The sequence below is a fragment of the Flavobacterium sp. genome (genome assembly GCF_035299245.1).
Taxonomy (GTDB): Bacteria; Bacteroidota; Bacteroidia; order Flavobacteriales; family Flavobacteriaceae; genus Flavobacterium.
In genome coordinates, this window is sequence record NZ_DATGWY010000015.1 from 110,706 (window position 1) to 126,546 (window position 15,841).

Here is a 15,841-nt window from a genome sequence, read left to right on the forward strand (position 1 = left end):
ATTCGCAACACCATTTTGTACTATTTTTTCTATATTTACTTTGTAATATATTGACTATGAAAAAAATACTACTGCTTTTGATGTTGTTAACAGGCGTTCTTAATGCCCAAATTTCAATTACTAATCCTTCTCCTCTAAAAACGTGTGATCAAAATGAAGATGGTTTTGAAAGTTATGACTTAACATCAAAGAGTACAGAGATATTGGGAAGTTTAAATTCTTCAGACTACACAGTTGCTTATTATTTAACTTTCAATGATGCAGAAAACGACCAAAATCAAATTACATCGCCAGCAAGTTTTGTCAATACAACTGCTTTTTCACAAACCATTTATGTAAGAGTATGGGAAAATGCTAATACAACTAATTTTTCACTTACAAGCCTAACTTTGGGCGTTAATGAACTACCTGATTTTAGAATGTTATCCCAGCTAAATGTTTATGAAGAACCATATGATGGCATTGCAGAATTCAATTTGTACGATCAGTCTAATGTAATAAATACTAATACTCCTGTATATTATGATGTTATTTATTACACCAATTATTTTGATGCAATTAATAATGAGAATCCTATAACTAATATAGGAAATTACACGGTATATTATAATGAGACCATTTATTTTAGAGTTCAAAATCCTAGTACGGGTTGTTATAAAATAGCAAGTTTCAATCTTAATGTTCAACCCGATTCAATAGTAACAATTCCTGATGCCAATTTTAAATCCATTTTATTATCGGCAAATTGGTCGAACGGAATAGCAGGAGACAACATACAAGGCAATAGTTCGGCAATAATTGATCTTAATGGTGATGGAGAAATTCAAATGTCGGAAGCATGTAAGATTTATTATTTGAATTTGGACACTTATTCATCAACTGATAATATAGCAGACATCACTGGTATTGAAGCTTTCAATAATTTAATTTACTTATTTGCTTCAGACAATCAATTCGCTACTTTTAGTCAGTATGCTTTTTACAACTTAAGTAATTTGCAGACACTCAATTTAGCCAACTGTAATATTTCATCTCTTTATGTAAACAACCTAACTAACTTAAGAATTCTTGAATTACAGTCAAATAATTTAACAACAATTGATGTAAGTAGTTTGAACAATCTAACCCAATTTGCACCAGCGGCAAATCCATTAATATCATTGAGTATTAATAATTTAACTAAGTTGACTGGTTTGAAATGTTACAGCAATAATTTAACCAGTTTGGATTTGTCTTTTTTCCCCGATTTAGTGCTTTTACAATGCGAAGGAAATCAAATTAGTAGTTTGGATTTAAGCGATAAATTGCAGTTAAGGTCTTTGCATTGTGATTCCAATTCTATTTCTTCTTTGGATTTGAGTAACTGTCCTAATTTGACTTCATTGAATTGTAGCTATAATCCCATTTCAAGTTTAGATGTAAGTCAAAATACAATGTTGAATCTATTGACCTGTACAAACAATCAATTGACTGCTTTAGATTTAACTCAAAACTCAGAATTGACTCAAGTCAGATGCAACAATAATCAGTTAACTACTCTTGATTTGTCGAATCAGATCAAACTCGTTCAATTGAATTGTAGTTATAATAACTTATCGTCATTATTTATTAAAAACGGAAAAATAGAGTCGCCAATTACAATTAATAATAATCCTAATTTGGTTTATATCTGTGCTGATGAAGTTCAAGTGGCTAATTTACAATTACTTGTTCCTTCAGCATTAGTAAGTACGTATTGTAGTTTTACACCAGGTGGAATTTATAACTCAGTTGCGGGTGAAGTTCGATTTGATGGCGATTTCAACGGATGTGATTCGAATGATGCTCTACTGCCTAATAGTGTTCATTTGAAATTAACCAACGACACAATCACCAGCGAGGTTTTCCCAAATACTAATGGCTTGTATTCACTCTATACCGCTTCAGGAAATCATACATTGACCTCACAGTTAGAGAATCCAAGCTATTTTACAATTACACCATCATCAACATCAATTAATTTTCCTATTGTAGATGGTAGTACGCAAACTCAAAACTTTTGTATTGCTGCAAATGGAGTTCATACTGATGTTGAAATAGTCATTGTCCCAATAGAATTTGCACGACCAGGTTTTGATGCTAGTTATGAAATAATATTTAAAAACAAGGGTAATCAAACGATATCGGGTAGTATTAATTTCCAATATGATGATTCAGTCATGGATTATATCTCATCAACACTGGCTATAAGTTCTCAAAGTACCGGAAATTTGAATTGGAATTATAGCAATTTACTACCTTTTGAAAGTAGAAGCTTTACGATTCTTTTGAATGTCAATTCACCTACAGATACACCCGCTGTAAATATTGGTGATGTTTTGAGTTATTCAGCAGTAATAAATCCAATTTCTGGAGATGAACTACCTTTCGATAACACTTTTACATTTAGTCAAATCGTAGTTGGTTCTTTTGACCCTAATAATAAAGTTTGTTTAGAAGGAGATGTGGTTTCCACTTCAAAAATCGGTGATTTTTTGCATTACAACATCAATTTTGAAAATACGGGAACTTTCCCGGCTACTTTTGTAGTGGTAAAAGACATGATTGATGCAACTAAATTTGATGTGTCAACACTACAAGTTCTGAATGCTTCTCATCCGATGGAAACCAGAATTGCAGGAAACAAAGTAGAGTTTATTTTTGATGATATTAATTTGGATTCGAATCAACACGGAAATGTTGTCTTCAAAATCAAAACCAAATCCACTTTGGTAGAAGGAAACACAGTAACTAACAACGCCAATATTTATTTTGATTATAATTTTCCAATCGAAACGAATACCACATCAACCACTTTTCAAACGCTTTCTAATGGAGAGTTTGCAACGGATTATTCAGTTGTGATTGCACCTAATCCGACAAAAAACAGTATCAATGTCAACTGCAATAACACTATCAAATCCATCGAATTATACGATGTTCAAGGACGAGTTTTAATGACGCAACTGGCAAACGATTCTCAATCATCGGTTGATGTTTCGAATTATACCAACGGAATTTATTTTGTGAAAGTCACCACTGAAAATGGGACTAAAATTGAAAAAATCATAAAGGAATAAATTATAATTTGCCTTCAGAATATGCCTGACCAATTCTCAATTGGTCAGGTTTTTTATTTGAATGCATCAAATTCTCATTCAAAACCCTCAAATTCTAATTTGCTCTTTTTTCACACTAAGGAAGTAGTATCTTTGAGTATCCATTTCAATTCAATGAAATCAAAATTAGTTTTACTCTTTTTTATCACATTTTCGCTTTCTATTTATGCACAGAATAGTAAAATAGATAGCTTGACTAATGTGTTGAATCGGACGAAAAATGATATTGATAAAGCCCAAATCTTAAATGCAATTGCCGACGAATACAAAACGTCTGACCCCAAAAAGATGATGCAATTTGCACAAAAAGCACTTCTGTTAGCTCAAAAAATTAAATTCAAAGTAGCCGAAGGAAATGCCTATCTCAACATTGGGAATGCAAATATTATCTCGGGAAACTACCCAATCGCACTTCAAAATTTTACTTCAGCATCAGAGCTTTTTGAAGATGAAAAAGATTCCAATTCCAAATATGCAACCGACGTAAAAAAAGGTTTAGCCAAAGCCTTTGGTAGCATGGGAATTGTTTTTTCTGAACAAAGCAACTATTCCAAAGCATTGCACTATTATTTGAAATCAGTCAAAATTTACGAAGATTTAAAAGACGCTTCCAAATGTGCTAAATTGTACAACAACATCGGAATTGTTTACAAATCTCAAGCGTCCGATTTTAAAGCACTCGAATATTTCCTCAAGGCACAGCAGATACAGGAAACACTCAATGATCCCAATATTGGAATTACACTCACCAACATTGCCAATTCCTATTTAAAACAGAAAAGTTACGACAAGGCTTTTGATTACTATCTAAAGGCTAAGAAAAGTTTGGATGCAAATCCGAATCCGCGTGCTTTGGGCGAATGGTACAATAATTTTGGCTTGTTTTTTAAAGAAACAAAAAATACGAGTAAAGCGATAGAAAACTGGAATTCAGCAGTTACAACTTTTCAAACTATTGATGATAAATTTGGTGTTGCCGATACCTATCTTCATTTAGGGCAATTGTACTTGGAACAAAATCAGACTCAAAAAGCCATTCAAATGGCACAAAAAGCACTGCAATTGGCTAACGAATTAGGTGTTTTAGAGCAACGTATGCTTTCTCAAAAACTGCTGAGTGATTGCTATTCTAAGCAAAACAATCCAACATTGGCTTTAGTGCATTACAAATTGTACAATCAAGCAAAAGACAGTTTGGTTAATGAAGAAACTACCCGAAAAAGTGTTGAAGCCGAAATGAATTTCGAATTTGACAAGAAAGAAGCGCTTCATAAAAAAGAATTGGAAAAAAAAGAAATCCTACTTAAAGAAGAATCCAAACGCAATACAATGCAATTGTTTTTTGCTCTATTGTTTGGTTTATTGCTTTTCGGAATAGGATTTTTAATTTACAATAGAATTCAACTGAAGAAAACCCTAACTCTTCAAAAAGAATTAGCCGAATACGAGCAGAAAGCCTTGCATTTACAAATGAATCCGCATTTTGTATTCAATTGCTTAGGATCAATTTCGAGTTTTATTGTCAACAACGGAACCGAATCGGCTGTAAAATACTTAGCTAAATTTTCCAAGTTAATGCGATTGACCTTAGAGTATTCAAAAGAGTCGCTCATACCTATTGATAAGGAAATTGAAGGTTTGGAAAATTACCTCGAATTAGAACAATTGCGTTTCAATAATAAGTTCAGTTTTTTTATTAAAAAGGATCAACTCATCGAAGACGACATGGCAATTCCGCCATTATTATTGCAGCCGTTTGTTGAGAATGCGATTATTCACGGAGTCATTCCGAAAAAAGAAATGGGAACAATTGCTATCCATTTTACCATCGAAAAAGAAAGTCTAGTGTGCACTGTTGAAGACAACGGAATCGGTTTTCAACAGTCGCAATTGGCAAAGGAAAATTCGGTAGTTGTGCATAAATCAATGGCGTTGGACATCACCAAAAAGCGATTGGAAATGATTGCCTCAGCAGCGCATCAAAAAGCCGACTTTACTATTGAAGAACTAAAAAATAATAATCAAACAAGCGGAACAAAAGTAGTATTGCATTTGCCAATTCAATACATTTCGTAATTCAAATCGGTAGCAAGAAATATGATTACAGCAGTATTAATAGACGACGACAGCAACCTTCGCAACGGAATGAAAGGTTTACTTGCCTTGTGCGCTCCCCAAATTCAAATCATTGGTGAAGCCGAAAGTGTTGCAAGCGGAATAGAGGTTATTGACAAATTGAAACCCGAAGTTGTTTTTTTAGACATCCAACTCAATGACGGAACTGGTTTTGATATTTTAGAGCAATTGGCAGTTAAAAACGGTAAATCGTCTGCGCATATTGTTTTTATTACTGCTCACGAGCAATACGCAATAAAAGCATTCCGATTCAGTGCCTTGGATTTTTTGCTCAAACCGGTTGATCCCGACGAATTAAAAAAGGTAGTTGGTAAAATTCATGAAGTATTAGAAAAGAACAATAATTACGCTCATATTGACTTACTGTTGGAAAACATAAGAAAGAAAGTTGATCATTTCAAGCGAATCGCTTTGTCCAATTCGGATGGAATTCATCTTTTTGAAATCAGTGATATCATTCGCTGCGAAAGTGAAGACAATTACACCAAATTTTACATCAAAAACAGTAAACCAATTCTGATTTCAAAGACCTTAAAGGAATACGAAGAATTACTCACCGAACACGGTTTTGTTCGCATTCACCAATCGCATTTGATCAATTTGGCATTTTTAAAATCATTCATAAAAAAAGACGGTGGTTATGTCATCATGGCCGACAATAGCAATCTTCCGATTTCACAACGAAAGAAAGAGCAATTGCAAGAAATGTTAACCAAACAGTTGAACAATTAAATAGAATCATCATGAAAAAGTATTTAGTATTAATCGTATTTTGTTTTTCAATTTGTTCGTTTGCACAAATCATAACCATTCCAGATGCGAATTTTAAAGCGAAGTTGATTCAATTGGGAGTTGATACCAATACAGATGGTGAAATTCAAGCAAATGAGGCTCAAGTTGTGACGAGTTTAAATCTTTCAAATTCTAATATATCTGATTTAACAGGAATAGAATTCTTCGTTAATCTAGTTCAACTTTTTGTCCAAAACAATTCTTTAGTCACTTTGAACACTTCGGGTTTGGATAATTTAACTACATTAAACATTCAGCCAAATCCTCAATTGCTCAGTTTAAATGTTGCCAATTGTTCAAGTTTAACTGGAGTTTATTTCTCGAATGGTATTTTGTCATCTCTGAATGTTTCAGGTTGTACATCACTAACAGTAATAAACGTAGATAATAATAATTTAACTAGTCTTGATGCCTCTGGATTGATTGACTTGGTTGGGATTTCTTGTGCATCAAATGAAATTACAAGTCTAAATGTTACTAATTGTATTAGTTTGAGTTCAATCGACTGTGGAACAAATCAACTTACAGAACTTTCAGCCAATTTTTTGCCTTTACTGTCTACGTTAGATGCACCAAATAACATAATTACATCCCTAAACTTGTCGAGTTTACCTTCTTTACAAACATTGGATATCAGGCAAAGTCCTATTGCTAGTATTGACGTTTCAAATTTGCCGAATCTTTCAGTGTTAAGATTTGGTAATATTAATGTTCCAATAGAATTTTTAAACATCAAGAACGGTCGATCGACGAGTCTTTTTTTTACCAATCCTTCAATTCCAATCAATTACCTTTGTGCCGATGAAATAGAGATCAATACTTTGTCTACTTTTTCAAATATTTCAATTGTAAATTCGTATTGTTCCTTTACTCCAGGTGGGAATTACAACACGATAACAGGTTCTATTCTATTTGATTCAGATAATAATGGCTGTGATGCCAATGATGTTTCGTATCCCAACATTCGAATTGATATTAACAATGGAACCAATCAAGGTGCCACTTTTACCAACTCTGAAGGAGATTACAATTTTTATGTCAACCTAGGAAATTTCACAGTAACACCCAATATTGAAAATCCAACTTGGTTTACTTTTTCTCCAACTACTGCAACGATTCCTTTTTCCAATAATAATAACAATGTTGCTGTTCAAAATTTTTGCCTTTCAGCCAATGGCATACATACCGATGCAGAAATTGTAATTGCTCCAATTGTTCCAGCTCGACCCGGTTTTACAGCAATCTATCAAGTACTCATCAAAAACAAAGGTAATTTTATGTTAAGTGGGCAATTCATGCTTAGTTACAACGATGGGTTACTTGACTTTTTAGATTCAGGAATCTTTCCGAATGCTCAAATCGAGGATTCTTTAATTTGGAATTTTACTGATTTGCAACCTTTTGAAACGCTACAAACCAATGTCAGTTTTATGGTTAATGCACCTACCGATGTTCCGCCAATGAATATTGGAGACGAATTGGTTTTTCAAGCCTCAGTAACTCCAACACAAGACGACGAAAATCCTCAAGACAATGTGTTTGACTTCAATCAAATTGTTGTGGGTTCGTATGATCCTAACGATATTACTTGTTTAGAAGGCGATGTTGTTCCTGCTTCTGAAATAGGTGAATACCTTCATTACGTCATCAATTTTGAAAACACAGGTACTTCAGAAGCTGAAAATGTTGTAGTTCGGACCAATATTGATGCTACAAAATTTGATGTCAATTCGTTGCAAATGCTGCACACATCACACAATGCTTACATCAGACAAAATGCTAATGTAGTCGAATTTATTTTTCAAAACATTGCACTTGAATCAGGTGGACATGGAAATGTTTTACTGAAAATAAAAACCAAAGACAATCTTCAAAACGGTGCAACTGTGGGAAAACAAGCCAATATTTATTTCGATTACAACGCTCCAATTGAAACCAATTTGGCAAACACAACGTTCCAAACATTGAGTAATGGTGATTTTGAAGTGGATCATTCAATATCAGTTCATCCGAATCCTACAACTTCAATGGTGAATGTCAATTGCAATAACACAATCAAATCCATTCAATTGTACGATATTCAAGGAAGATTATTGCAAACACAAATTCTAAACGAAACAACTGCTTCAATCGATATTTCAAATCAATCAAACGGAATCTATTTTGTCAAAATTACTTCAGAGGCTGGAGTGAAAGTAGAGAAAATCATAAAAGAATAGTTAGTTGGTAAGCCACGAGTTCAAATTCTATTAGGCGAATTCGTGGCTGTAAACAAAATCAGTTTTTTACAGTAAAAGTTTCATTTCCTTTTTATCTATATCAATCTTGCAGATTTTACAAAAAAATTAACGATTTCGTTGCTGTATTTGTTTTTTAATTCATTTGGAATTCCATAAATTTGTTAAATTATTATTTATCAGACTTAATTTCCATATTATATCATGTCAAAAACAGCAATATTAGAATACGAAGGCCAAAAGTATGAGTTTCCCGTAATTGTAGGAAGTGAAAACGAACCCGCCATCGATATTGAAAAACTACGCGCTCTAACTGGAGCCATCACTTTAGATCCAGGTTATAAAAACTCGGGTTCTTGTAAAAGTGACATTACTTTTCTTGATGGAGAAGAAGGAATCTTGCGTTACAGAGGTTATGCAATTGAAGATTTAGCTGAAAAAGCCGATTTCTTAGAAGTGTCTTATTTAGTGATTTTCGGAGAATTGCCAACAAAAGCACAATTGGCTCAATTTGAAACGGATATCAGAAAATACACTTTGGTCAACGAAGAGATGAAAAATATCATTGATGGTTTTCCAAAAACGGCACATCCAATGGGCGTTTTATCTTCGTTAACTTCTGCTTTAACAGCTTTCAATCCAAAAGTGGTTAATGTTGATAACGAAAAAGAAATGTACGAAGCGGTGTGCAAAACCATGGGTAAATTTTTGGTTATTGCCACTTGGACGTACCGTAAAATGATGGGCTATCCGTTGAATTATTATGATAATACTAAAGGTTACGTTGAAAATTTCATGCGCTTAATGTTTGAATTGCCAACTGGTCCTTATGCTTCCAACCCAAAAGTAATCGATGCATTAGATAAATTATTCATCCTTCATGCTGATCACGAGCAAAATTGTTCAACATCGACGGTAAGAATCGTTGGTTCGTCTCATGCAGGTTTATTTGCTTCTATTTCTGCCGGAGTTTCGGCACTTTGGGGTCCATTGCACGGTGGAGCTAACCAAGCAGTTTTGGAAATGTTAGAAGACATTCAGAAAGATGGTGGTGATGCTGAAAAATATTTAGCCAAAGCAAAAGACAAAGACGATCCGTTCCGTTTGATGGGATTCGGACACAGAGTATACAAAAACTTTGACCCAAGAGCAAAAATCATTAAAAAAGCAGCCGATGAAGTGTTGGCTACTTTGGGTGTTGATGATCCGATTCTTCAAATTGCAAAAAAATTAGAAGAATCCGCTTTAGTAGATGACTACTTTGTATCTAGAAAGTTATATCCAAACGTTGATTTCTACTCCGGAATTATTTACCGCGCCTTAGGAATTCCAACGGATATGTTTACAGTTCTTTTTGCCATCGGTCGTTTACCAGGTTGGATTGCTCAATGGAAAGAGATGCGCATCAATAAAGAACCAATTGGAAGACCAAGACAAGTATACACAGGTTATCCATTACGCGATTTTGTCCCAATGGATAAAAGATAATACAAAAAACGACTTCATTCGGAGTCGTTTTTTTTATAGGTGTTGCTTGTGTTGAAAAATTTTATATATTTGATTTCTAATAGAATAAGCTATTTTTTTCTTAAAGTATCATTCTATTGGTTTACACTATCACTGATAACTATTGCTATGAAAAAAATCTACCTTTTACTCATCATTTCATTGTTTTTTGGATTAATGACAAATGCTCAAGAAATGAAAATCATTTCCAATGTTGCAACAAATTTAGTTGTAGAAAACAAAGTCTCAAATTACAATTCAATTACCAAAAATGTTGATGGTGTTACGTATGAAGATTTCAGCTCAATATCTAAAATCTTCACTATGGAAAAAGACGCACCATCGTTGCCTACATTTTCTAAATCAGTTCAGTTGCCTAATGTAGGAAAAGTTTCGTATACTATAGTAAATGACGGTTTTGACGAATATGACAATGTAAACGTATTGCCATCAAAAGGAAGTTTGAAACGTAATGTAAATCCAAGTGAGATTCCTCATGTATTTGGTCCAAACTATAACGAAAATGCTTTTTACCCAGGCAAATTGGCTGAAGTAGGAAACCCATTTATCTTCAGAGATACTCGTGGAGCTGTGGTCACTTTTTATCCGTACCAATACAATCCAGTAACTAAAAAATTACGAGTTTATAAAAACCTGCGAATTGGAGTTAATACAAACACTTCAGTAGTTGGACTCAATGAAAAAACGAATGTTGCTATAGCTACAAATACCGTTTTTAATTCGTTATACAAAAATTTATACCTCAATTCAACCCAATACAACCCTGTTCAAGAAGAGGGTGATTTATTAGTTATCACACCATCCAATTATGTATCAACTTTACAATCGTACATAAATTGGAAGATTGAAAGAGGAATTAAAACTACTGTTGTAACTTTAGACCAAACCGGAACCACCTCTGCTGCAATAAAAAGTTTTATTCAAGATTTTTACGCCAATAATCCGGGTTTAGTATACGTTCAATTGGTTGGAGATCATGAAAATTTGCCTTGCCATTCCTATGGAATAACTGGAGCTCAAGAGCAATTATGGAGTGATTCTTTTTACGGGCAATTAGAAGGAGATGATTATTTCCCTGAATTAATCGTTGGACGCTTTTCAGGAAATGTGGTTGAGGTTCAAACCATGATAACACGTACATTAGAATATGAAACTAACCCATTTACGGGTGATTGGATGACTAAAGCTATCGGAATCGGTTCTAATGAAGGTGATGGGTATGGTGATGATGGTGAGCCTGATTGGCAACATTTGCGTAATATTGGAACAGTACTGACCAATTATGGTTATTCAACTATTCATGAGTTTTATGATGGTTCACACGGAGGTAATGATGCTGACAATAGCCCATCGGCAGCGATGATTTCTACCGCAATTAATCAAGGTGCTGGATTATTAAATTATACAGGTCACGGCTGGACGGAAGGTGTTTCAACAGGTGATTACACTAATAGTAATGTGAATGCACTGACCAATACGAATAAGTATCCTTTTGTGATTTCAGTTGCATGTAACAACGGAACATTTGTAGGATCAACTTCACTTTGCGAAGCATTTACTAGAGTAAAATATTTAGGAACTCCAACAGGTGCAATTGCTTCTTGCGGTTCGTCTATACTGATGGCTTGGGCTGAACCCATGCAAACTCAGGATGAAATGACCGAATTAATTGTAAGAAGTGATTCTGAAAACATCAAAACATCATTAGGAGGTCTTTTTTACAATGGTCAAATTAGTATGTTGGAAGCCTACAATCAAAGTCCAACTTCTCAAGAAGTAATGCAAACATGGGTATTTTTTGGTGATCCATCTACTATCTTCAGAAGCAAAGTGACTACTAATATCACTGCCAATCATGTTGAAACAATTTCTGCTAGCGGCGGCAATTTAGAGGTTTTATCAAATACAAATGGTGCTCTTGTTTCAATAACACAAGACAACGAAATTATAGCTCTTTCTGAAATTGTTGACGGTATTGCCACTATTGAAATTCCGACTTTAACATCAATGAATAACCTCAAAGTTACTTTAACAAAAGACAATACCAAACCGTACAGAGGTGAAATAGCTGTGGAAGCATTGGGAGTTTCGTCCTATGAAAATCTTTTCACAGTTCATCCAAATCCGGTTTCAAGTATACTTACTATATCAACTAGAGGAGGCGGAATTTCAGAAGCTACAATCCAAATGTTTGACATTAATGGAAGAGTCATGATGACCCAACAAAATGTCAATCTAAGTTCAGATTATTCACTATCAACAGACTCGTTATCAGCAGGTTTGTATTTCTTAACGATTACTTCAGATTCAGTTAGCAAAGTCATTAAAGTTGAAGTGAGATAGTTCACCCTTTATTTTCTTTATAAAAATAAGCTCCACTTTTGTGGAGTTTTTTTTTGTATTAATCTGAACCTAATTGAAAAAAAAATCAATTATTTTATATTTATGAGTCATTAGTAAATTGTAGGATATTTACTTTATATTTTTTTAAATTAATGTATTATATCGATTATTTGTGTATTTTATAGAATAATTTGATGAAAATAAATATACATTTGGATTAATAAATTAGTTGAAAGAAATACAGCAATTAGTATTTCCCAAATAATTTAGTTCTCGTGTTGTAATACCCTATAAATCAACACCATTAATCAACTACTCACCCTAAGTAATTGATGGTTTTTCAACGAATGCATTTGATTGATTTATAATTCCTAAACTGCACAATTATGAGAATGAAAATTACTTTTTTACTTACTATTTTGGTTTTATTCGGTGCTTCTTCAAAAAGCAAAGCACAAACCAATTCGACTTCAGAATTTGAAAATTCAAAAAAGAGCATCATTGAAAGTTATTTTCTTGAGATGAAAAAAGATTCGTTGTATTATTCTGCATTGAATAAGAACAACGGATTACCATCCAATACAGAATTTGACAATCAAAATCAAAGTAATTTCTGGAAGGTGAATGGAAATTCTGGAACTTCTGTGGATGAGCATTTTATCGGAACAACCGACAATGAAGATTTTAAATTCAAGAGAAATAATGTGAATAGTGGACGAATCGGTTTTTCGATTACATCATTCGGACTGAATTCAGGTCAAGGTGGTTTTTCAAATATTAACATCGGACGAGGTGCTGGAAATAATTCGGATAACGTTTTGAATTTCTTTAATATTTCAATTGGAGAAAACTCAGGTAAATCCAACACAACGGGATTTGTAAATACTTTTGTTGGTTCATCGTCGGGTAACGGAAACACAACGGGTTTTGGTAATACATTCATAGGAGCAGAATCAGGAAAATTCAATAATGAAGGATTTTCAAATACTGCTTTAGGTTATAGAGCTCTTTACAACAATCGCCAAGGAAATTATAATATTGCTCTAAGTCCAGCTTCACTTGAACTGAATCTAAATGGAGATAATAATATAGCATTAGGAACATGGTCTTTGCAAAAAAATACGAATGGAAATAATAATGTTGGAATTGGAGTTTCTTCAGGACAATTGTCAACTGGAAATAACAATATTTTCATGGGAATGGCTGCTGGTAAAACCCTTAAAACAGGTGATAAAAATTTATACATAGGATATTTTACAGGTCATTTTTTGGAAAATGGATCAAATAATATTTTTATTGGAGCAAGTGCAGGTTATTCAACCAATTCAGGATCTAACAATTTGTTTTTAGGAAATAATTCGGGAATAGATTCAGGTTCGAAAAATATTGTCATCGGAGAAAACGCGGGTGGAAACACAGGGAATGGTAATATATTGTTAGGAAATAGTTCTTCTCTTAGCCCAGGTTTTCAAGTTAATCCTTTAAGCAATAATTTCTTAAACATCGGGAATGTGATTTTTGGTTACAATATGAATAGAGTGAGTAGCATTGATAATGCTTCTACAAAACCAGGAATGATCGGAATTAACACTACAATACCCAAAAACACTCTTGAGATTAAAAGTGAAGCTAAAGATCTTTCCGGACTTAGATTTACCAATTTAACAAGTTCATTCAATCCTACAGCCAACCCTGCAACTAATAAATTTTTAACAGTCAATGCTGATGGAGATGTGGTTCTTCAATACATGTCAAATGGTACAACAACCAACGTACTAACTTCGGATGGAAATCTGATGACCAGTAATGTGAACAACATTTCATCTGTAGCTCCAATTGTAAATTCGATTTCAAATTCAATCAATGCAGAAAATCAATTGGTTACTACTGTAAATGGAGTGGCGAGTAATCCAGTAACATTACCAATTCCAAATTTTTCTGAAATTGACGGAAGCACAACCAATGAACTTCAAACATTATCTCAATCAGGAAATGTGATAACACTTTCCAATAATGGAGGTTCATTTACCTTACCCACTTTTACCGATACCGACGCACAATCGTTATCGTTAGTTGGAAATAATTTGTCAATTTTAAACGGAAATTCAGTGACGCTTCCAACTACTCATGTAATTGCCGGAAATAATGTAACTGTAACAGGAAACGGAACGTCAACAAATCCATTTCAAATTGCTGCTCAACTTCAAACTTTATCACAAAACGGCAATATTGTTTCTCTTTCCAATAATGGAGGTTCATTTACCTTACCCACTTTTACTGATACCGACGCACAATCGTTATCATTAGTTGGAAATAATTTATCAATTTTAAACGGAAATTCAGTGACGCTTCCAACTACTCATGTAATTGCTGGAAACAATGTTACTGTATCAGGTTCGGGTACAGCAACAAATCCATTTCAAATTGCATCGCAAGATGACGATGGACAAACCTTAACTCTTTCGGGAAATAATCTCTCCATTTCCAACGGAAATTCAGTTGTATTGCCAACGTTTACCGAAGTGGATGGAAGTACAACCAACGAACTTCAAACGCTGACTCAAAGCGGAAATGTAATCACACTTTCCAATAACGGCGGTTCGTTTACCTTACCAACCTTTACTGATACTGATGCACAATCGTTATCATTAGTCGGAAATAATTTATCAATTTTAAATGGAAATACAGTAACGCTTCCAACTACTCATGTAATTGCAGGAAATAACGTAACTGTAACGGGTTCGGGTACATCAGCGAATCCATTTCAAATTGCATCGCAAGATGACGATGGACAAACTTTAAGTTTAGTTGGTAACAACCTTTCCATTTCCAACGGAAATTCAGTTGTATTGCCAACGTTTACCGAAGTGGATGGAAGCACAACTAACGAACTTCAAACGCTGACTCAAAGCGGAAATGTAATTACTCTCTCTAACAACGGAGGTTCGTTTACTCTTCCAACCTTTACTGATACTGACACTGATGCACAATCATTAACATTAGTGGGAAATAATTTAACCATTTCCAACGGAAATACAGTTGCATTGCCAACTACCAATGTTATCGCAGGAAATAACATAACAGTTACAGGTAATGGTTCAACAGCAACACCTTATCAAATCGCTTCTGTTGATACCAGTTTGTATGCTAATAATGGTAGCATTAATCAATCGACTACAACCAACAACAATAGAGTAGTGAACATGAACAACAGAAACATTTGGTTCAACACTGCAACAAGCACAGCTCATGGTAAAATTTATTTAGGCTCAACGCCCAATTTTCCTAATGCAACAGGAAATTATAAACTGTTTGTTGAGGGTGGAATTTTAACCGAAAAAGTAAAAGTGGCTTTACGAGGTACTGCTAATTGGGCCGATTATGTTTTTGATGACAACTACAAGTTAATGCCATTATCAGATGTTGAGAAATTCATAAGAGTAAACAAACATTTACCTGGTGTGGATTCAGCTTCAGATTTAGCTAAAGACGGATTGGATGTAGCAGAAATGCAAGCTAAACAAATGGAGAAAATCGAAGAATTGACCTTGTATGTTATTGAGCAAGATAAAATAGTAAAAGAACAAGCTTCTGCAATTGAACAACAAGGTAAAGAGATAGAAGAGCTAAAAGTTCTAGTAAAATCCCTTATCGAAAAAACAAAATGAT

General features: G+C 34.0%; 7 protein-coding genes. All 7 read left to right on the plus strand.

The window, feature by feature from the left end:
* The first annotated feature begins 56 nt into the window (after positions 1–56).
* The 7 genes from VK161_RS11235 (at position 57) to VK161_RS11265 (ending at position 15,840) form a co-directional block, all read left to right on the plus strand.
* On the plus strand, positions 57–3,098 hold the full coding sequence (locus tag VK161_RS11235; RefSeq protein ID WP_324214876.1) for a DUF7619 domain-containing protein: 3,042 nt from the start codon (positions 57–59) through the stop codon (positions 3,096–3,098).
* 153 nt (positions 3,099–3,251) lie between these two features.
* A complete protein-coding gene (locus VK161_RS11240) occupies positions 3,252–5,213 on the plus strand; it encodes a tetratricopeptide repeat-containing sensor histidine kinase (protein WP_324214877.1) in 1,962 nt (653 codons plus the stop codon).
* Positions 5,214–5,234: 21 nt separating this feature from the next.
* The gene (locus tag VK161_RS11245; protein WP_324214878.1) at positions 5,235–6,005 is read left to right on the plus strand and encodes a LytTR family DNA-binding domain-containing protein; all 771 of its coding nucleotides are present in this window, start codon (positions 5,235–5,237) and stop codon (positions 6,003–6,005) included.
* 11 nt (positions 6,006–6,016) lie between these two features.
* On the plus strand, positions 6,017–8,284 hold the full coding sequence (locus VK161_RS11250) for a DUF7619 domain-containing protein (RefSeq protein WP_324214879.1): 2,268 nt from the start codon (positions 6,017–6,019) through the stop codon (positions 8,282–8,284).
* 222 nt (positions 8,285–8,506) lie between these two features.
* Positions 8,507–9,790: a citrate synthase gene (locus VK161_RS11255; protein ID WP_324214880.1), complete on the plus strand. Its 1,284-nt coding sequence runs from the start codon at positions 8,507–8,509 to the stop codon at positions 9,788–9,790.
* Positions 9,791–9,937: 147 nt separating this feature from the next.
* On the plus strand, positions 9,938–12,172 hold the full coding sequence (locus tag VK161_RS11260) for a C25 family cysteine peptidase (RefSeq protein ID WP_324214881.1): 2,235 nt from the start codon (positions 9,938–9,940) through the stop codon (positions 12,170–12,172).
* Between the two features lie 386 nt (positions 12,173–12,558).
* A complete protein-coding gene (locus VK161_RS11265) occupies positions 12,559–15,840 on the plus strand; it encodes a hypothetical protein (RefSeq protein WP_324214882.1) in 3,282 nt (1,093 codons plus the stop codon).
* The last annotated feature ends 1 nt before the right edge of the window (position 15,841 follow it).

Excerpts from the sequence above, each read along its gene's own strand:
- VK161_RS11235 (WP_324214876.1), top strand. The coding sequence starts at position 57 with ATGAAAAAAATACTACTGCTTTTGATGTTGTTAACAGGCGTTCTTAAT.
- VK161_RS11240 (WP_324214877.1), top strand. The coding sequence starts at position 3,252 with ATGAAATCAAAATTAGTTTTACTCTTTTTTATCACATTTTCGCTTTCT.
- VK161_RS11245 (WP_324214878.1), top strand. The coding sequence starts at position 5,235 with ATGATTACAGCAGTATTAATAGACGACGACAGCAACCTTCGCAACGGA.
- VK161_RS11250 (WP_324214879.1), top strand. The coding sequence starts at position 6,017 with ATGAAAAAGTATTTAGTATTAATCGTATTTTGTTTTTCAATTTGTTCG.
- VK161_RS11255 (WP_324214880.1), top strand. The coding sequence starts at position 8,507 with ATGTCAAAAACAGCAATATTAGAATACGAAGGCCAAAAGTATGAGTTT.
- VK161_RS11260 (WP_324214881.1), top strand. The coding sequence starts at position 9,938 with ATGAAAAAAATCTACCTTTTACTCATCATTTCATTGTTTTTTGGATTA.
- VK161_RS11265 (WP_324214882.1), top strand. The coding sequence starts at position 12,559 with ATGAGAATGAAAATTACTTTTTTACTTACTATTTTGGTTTTATTCGGT.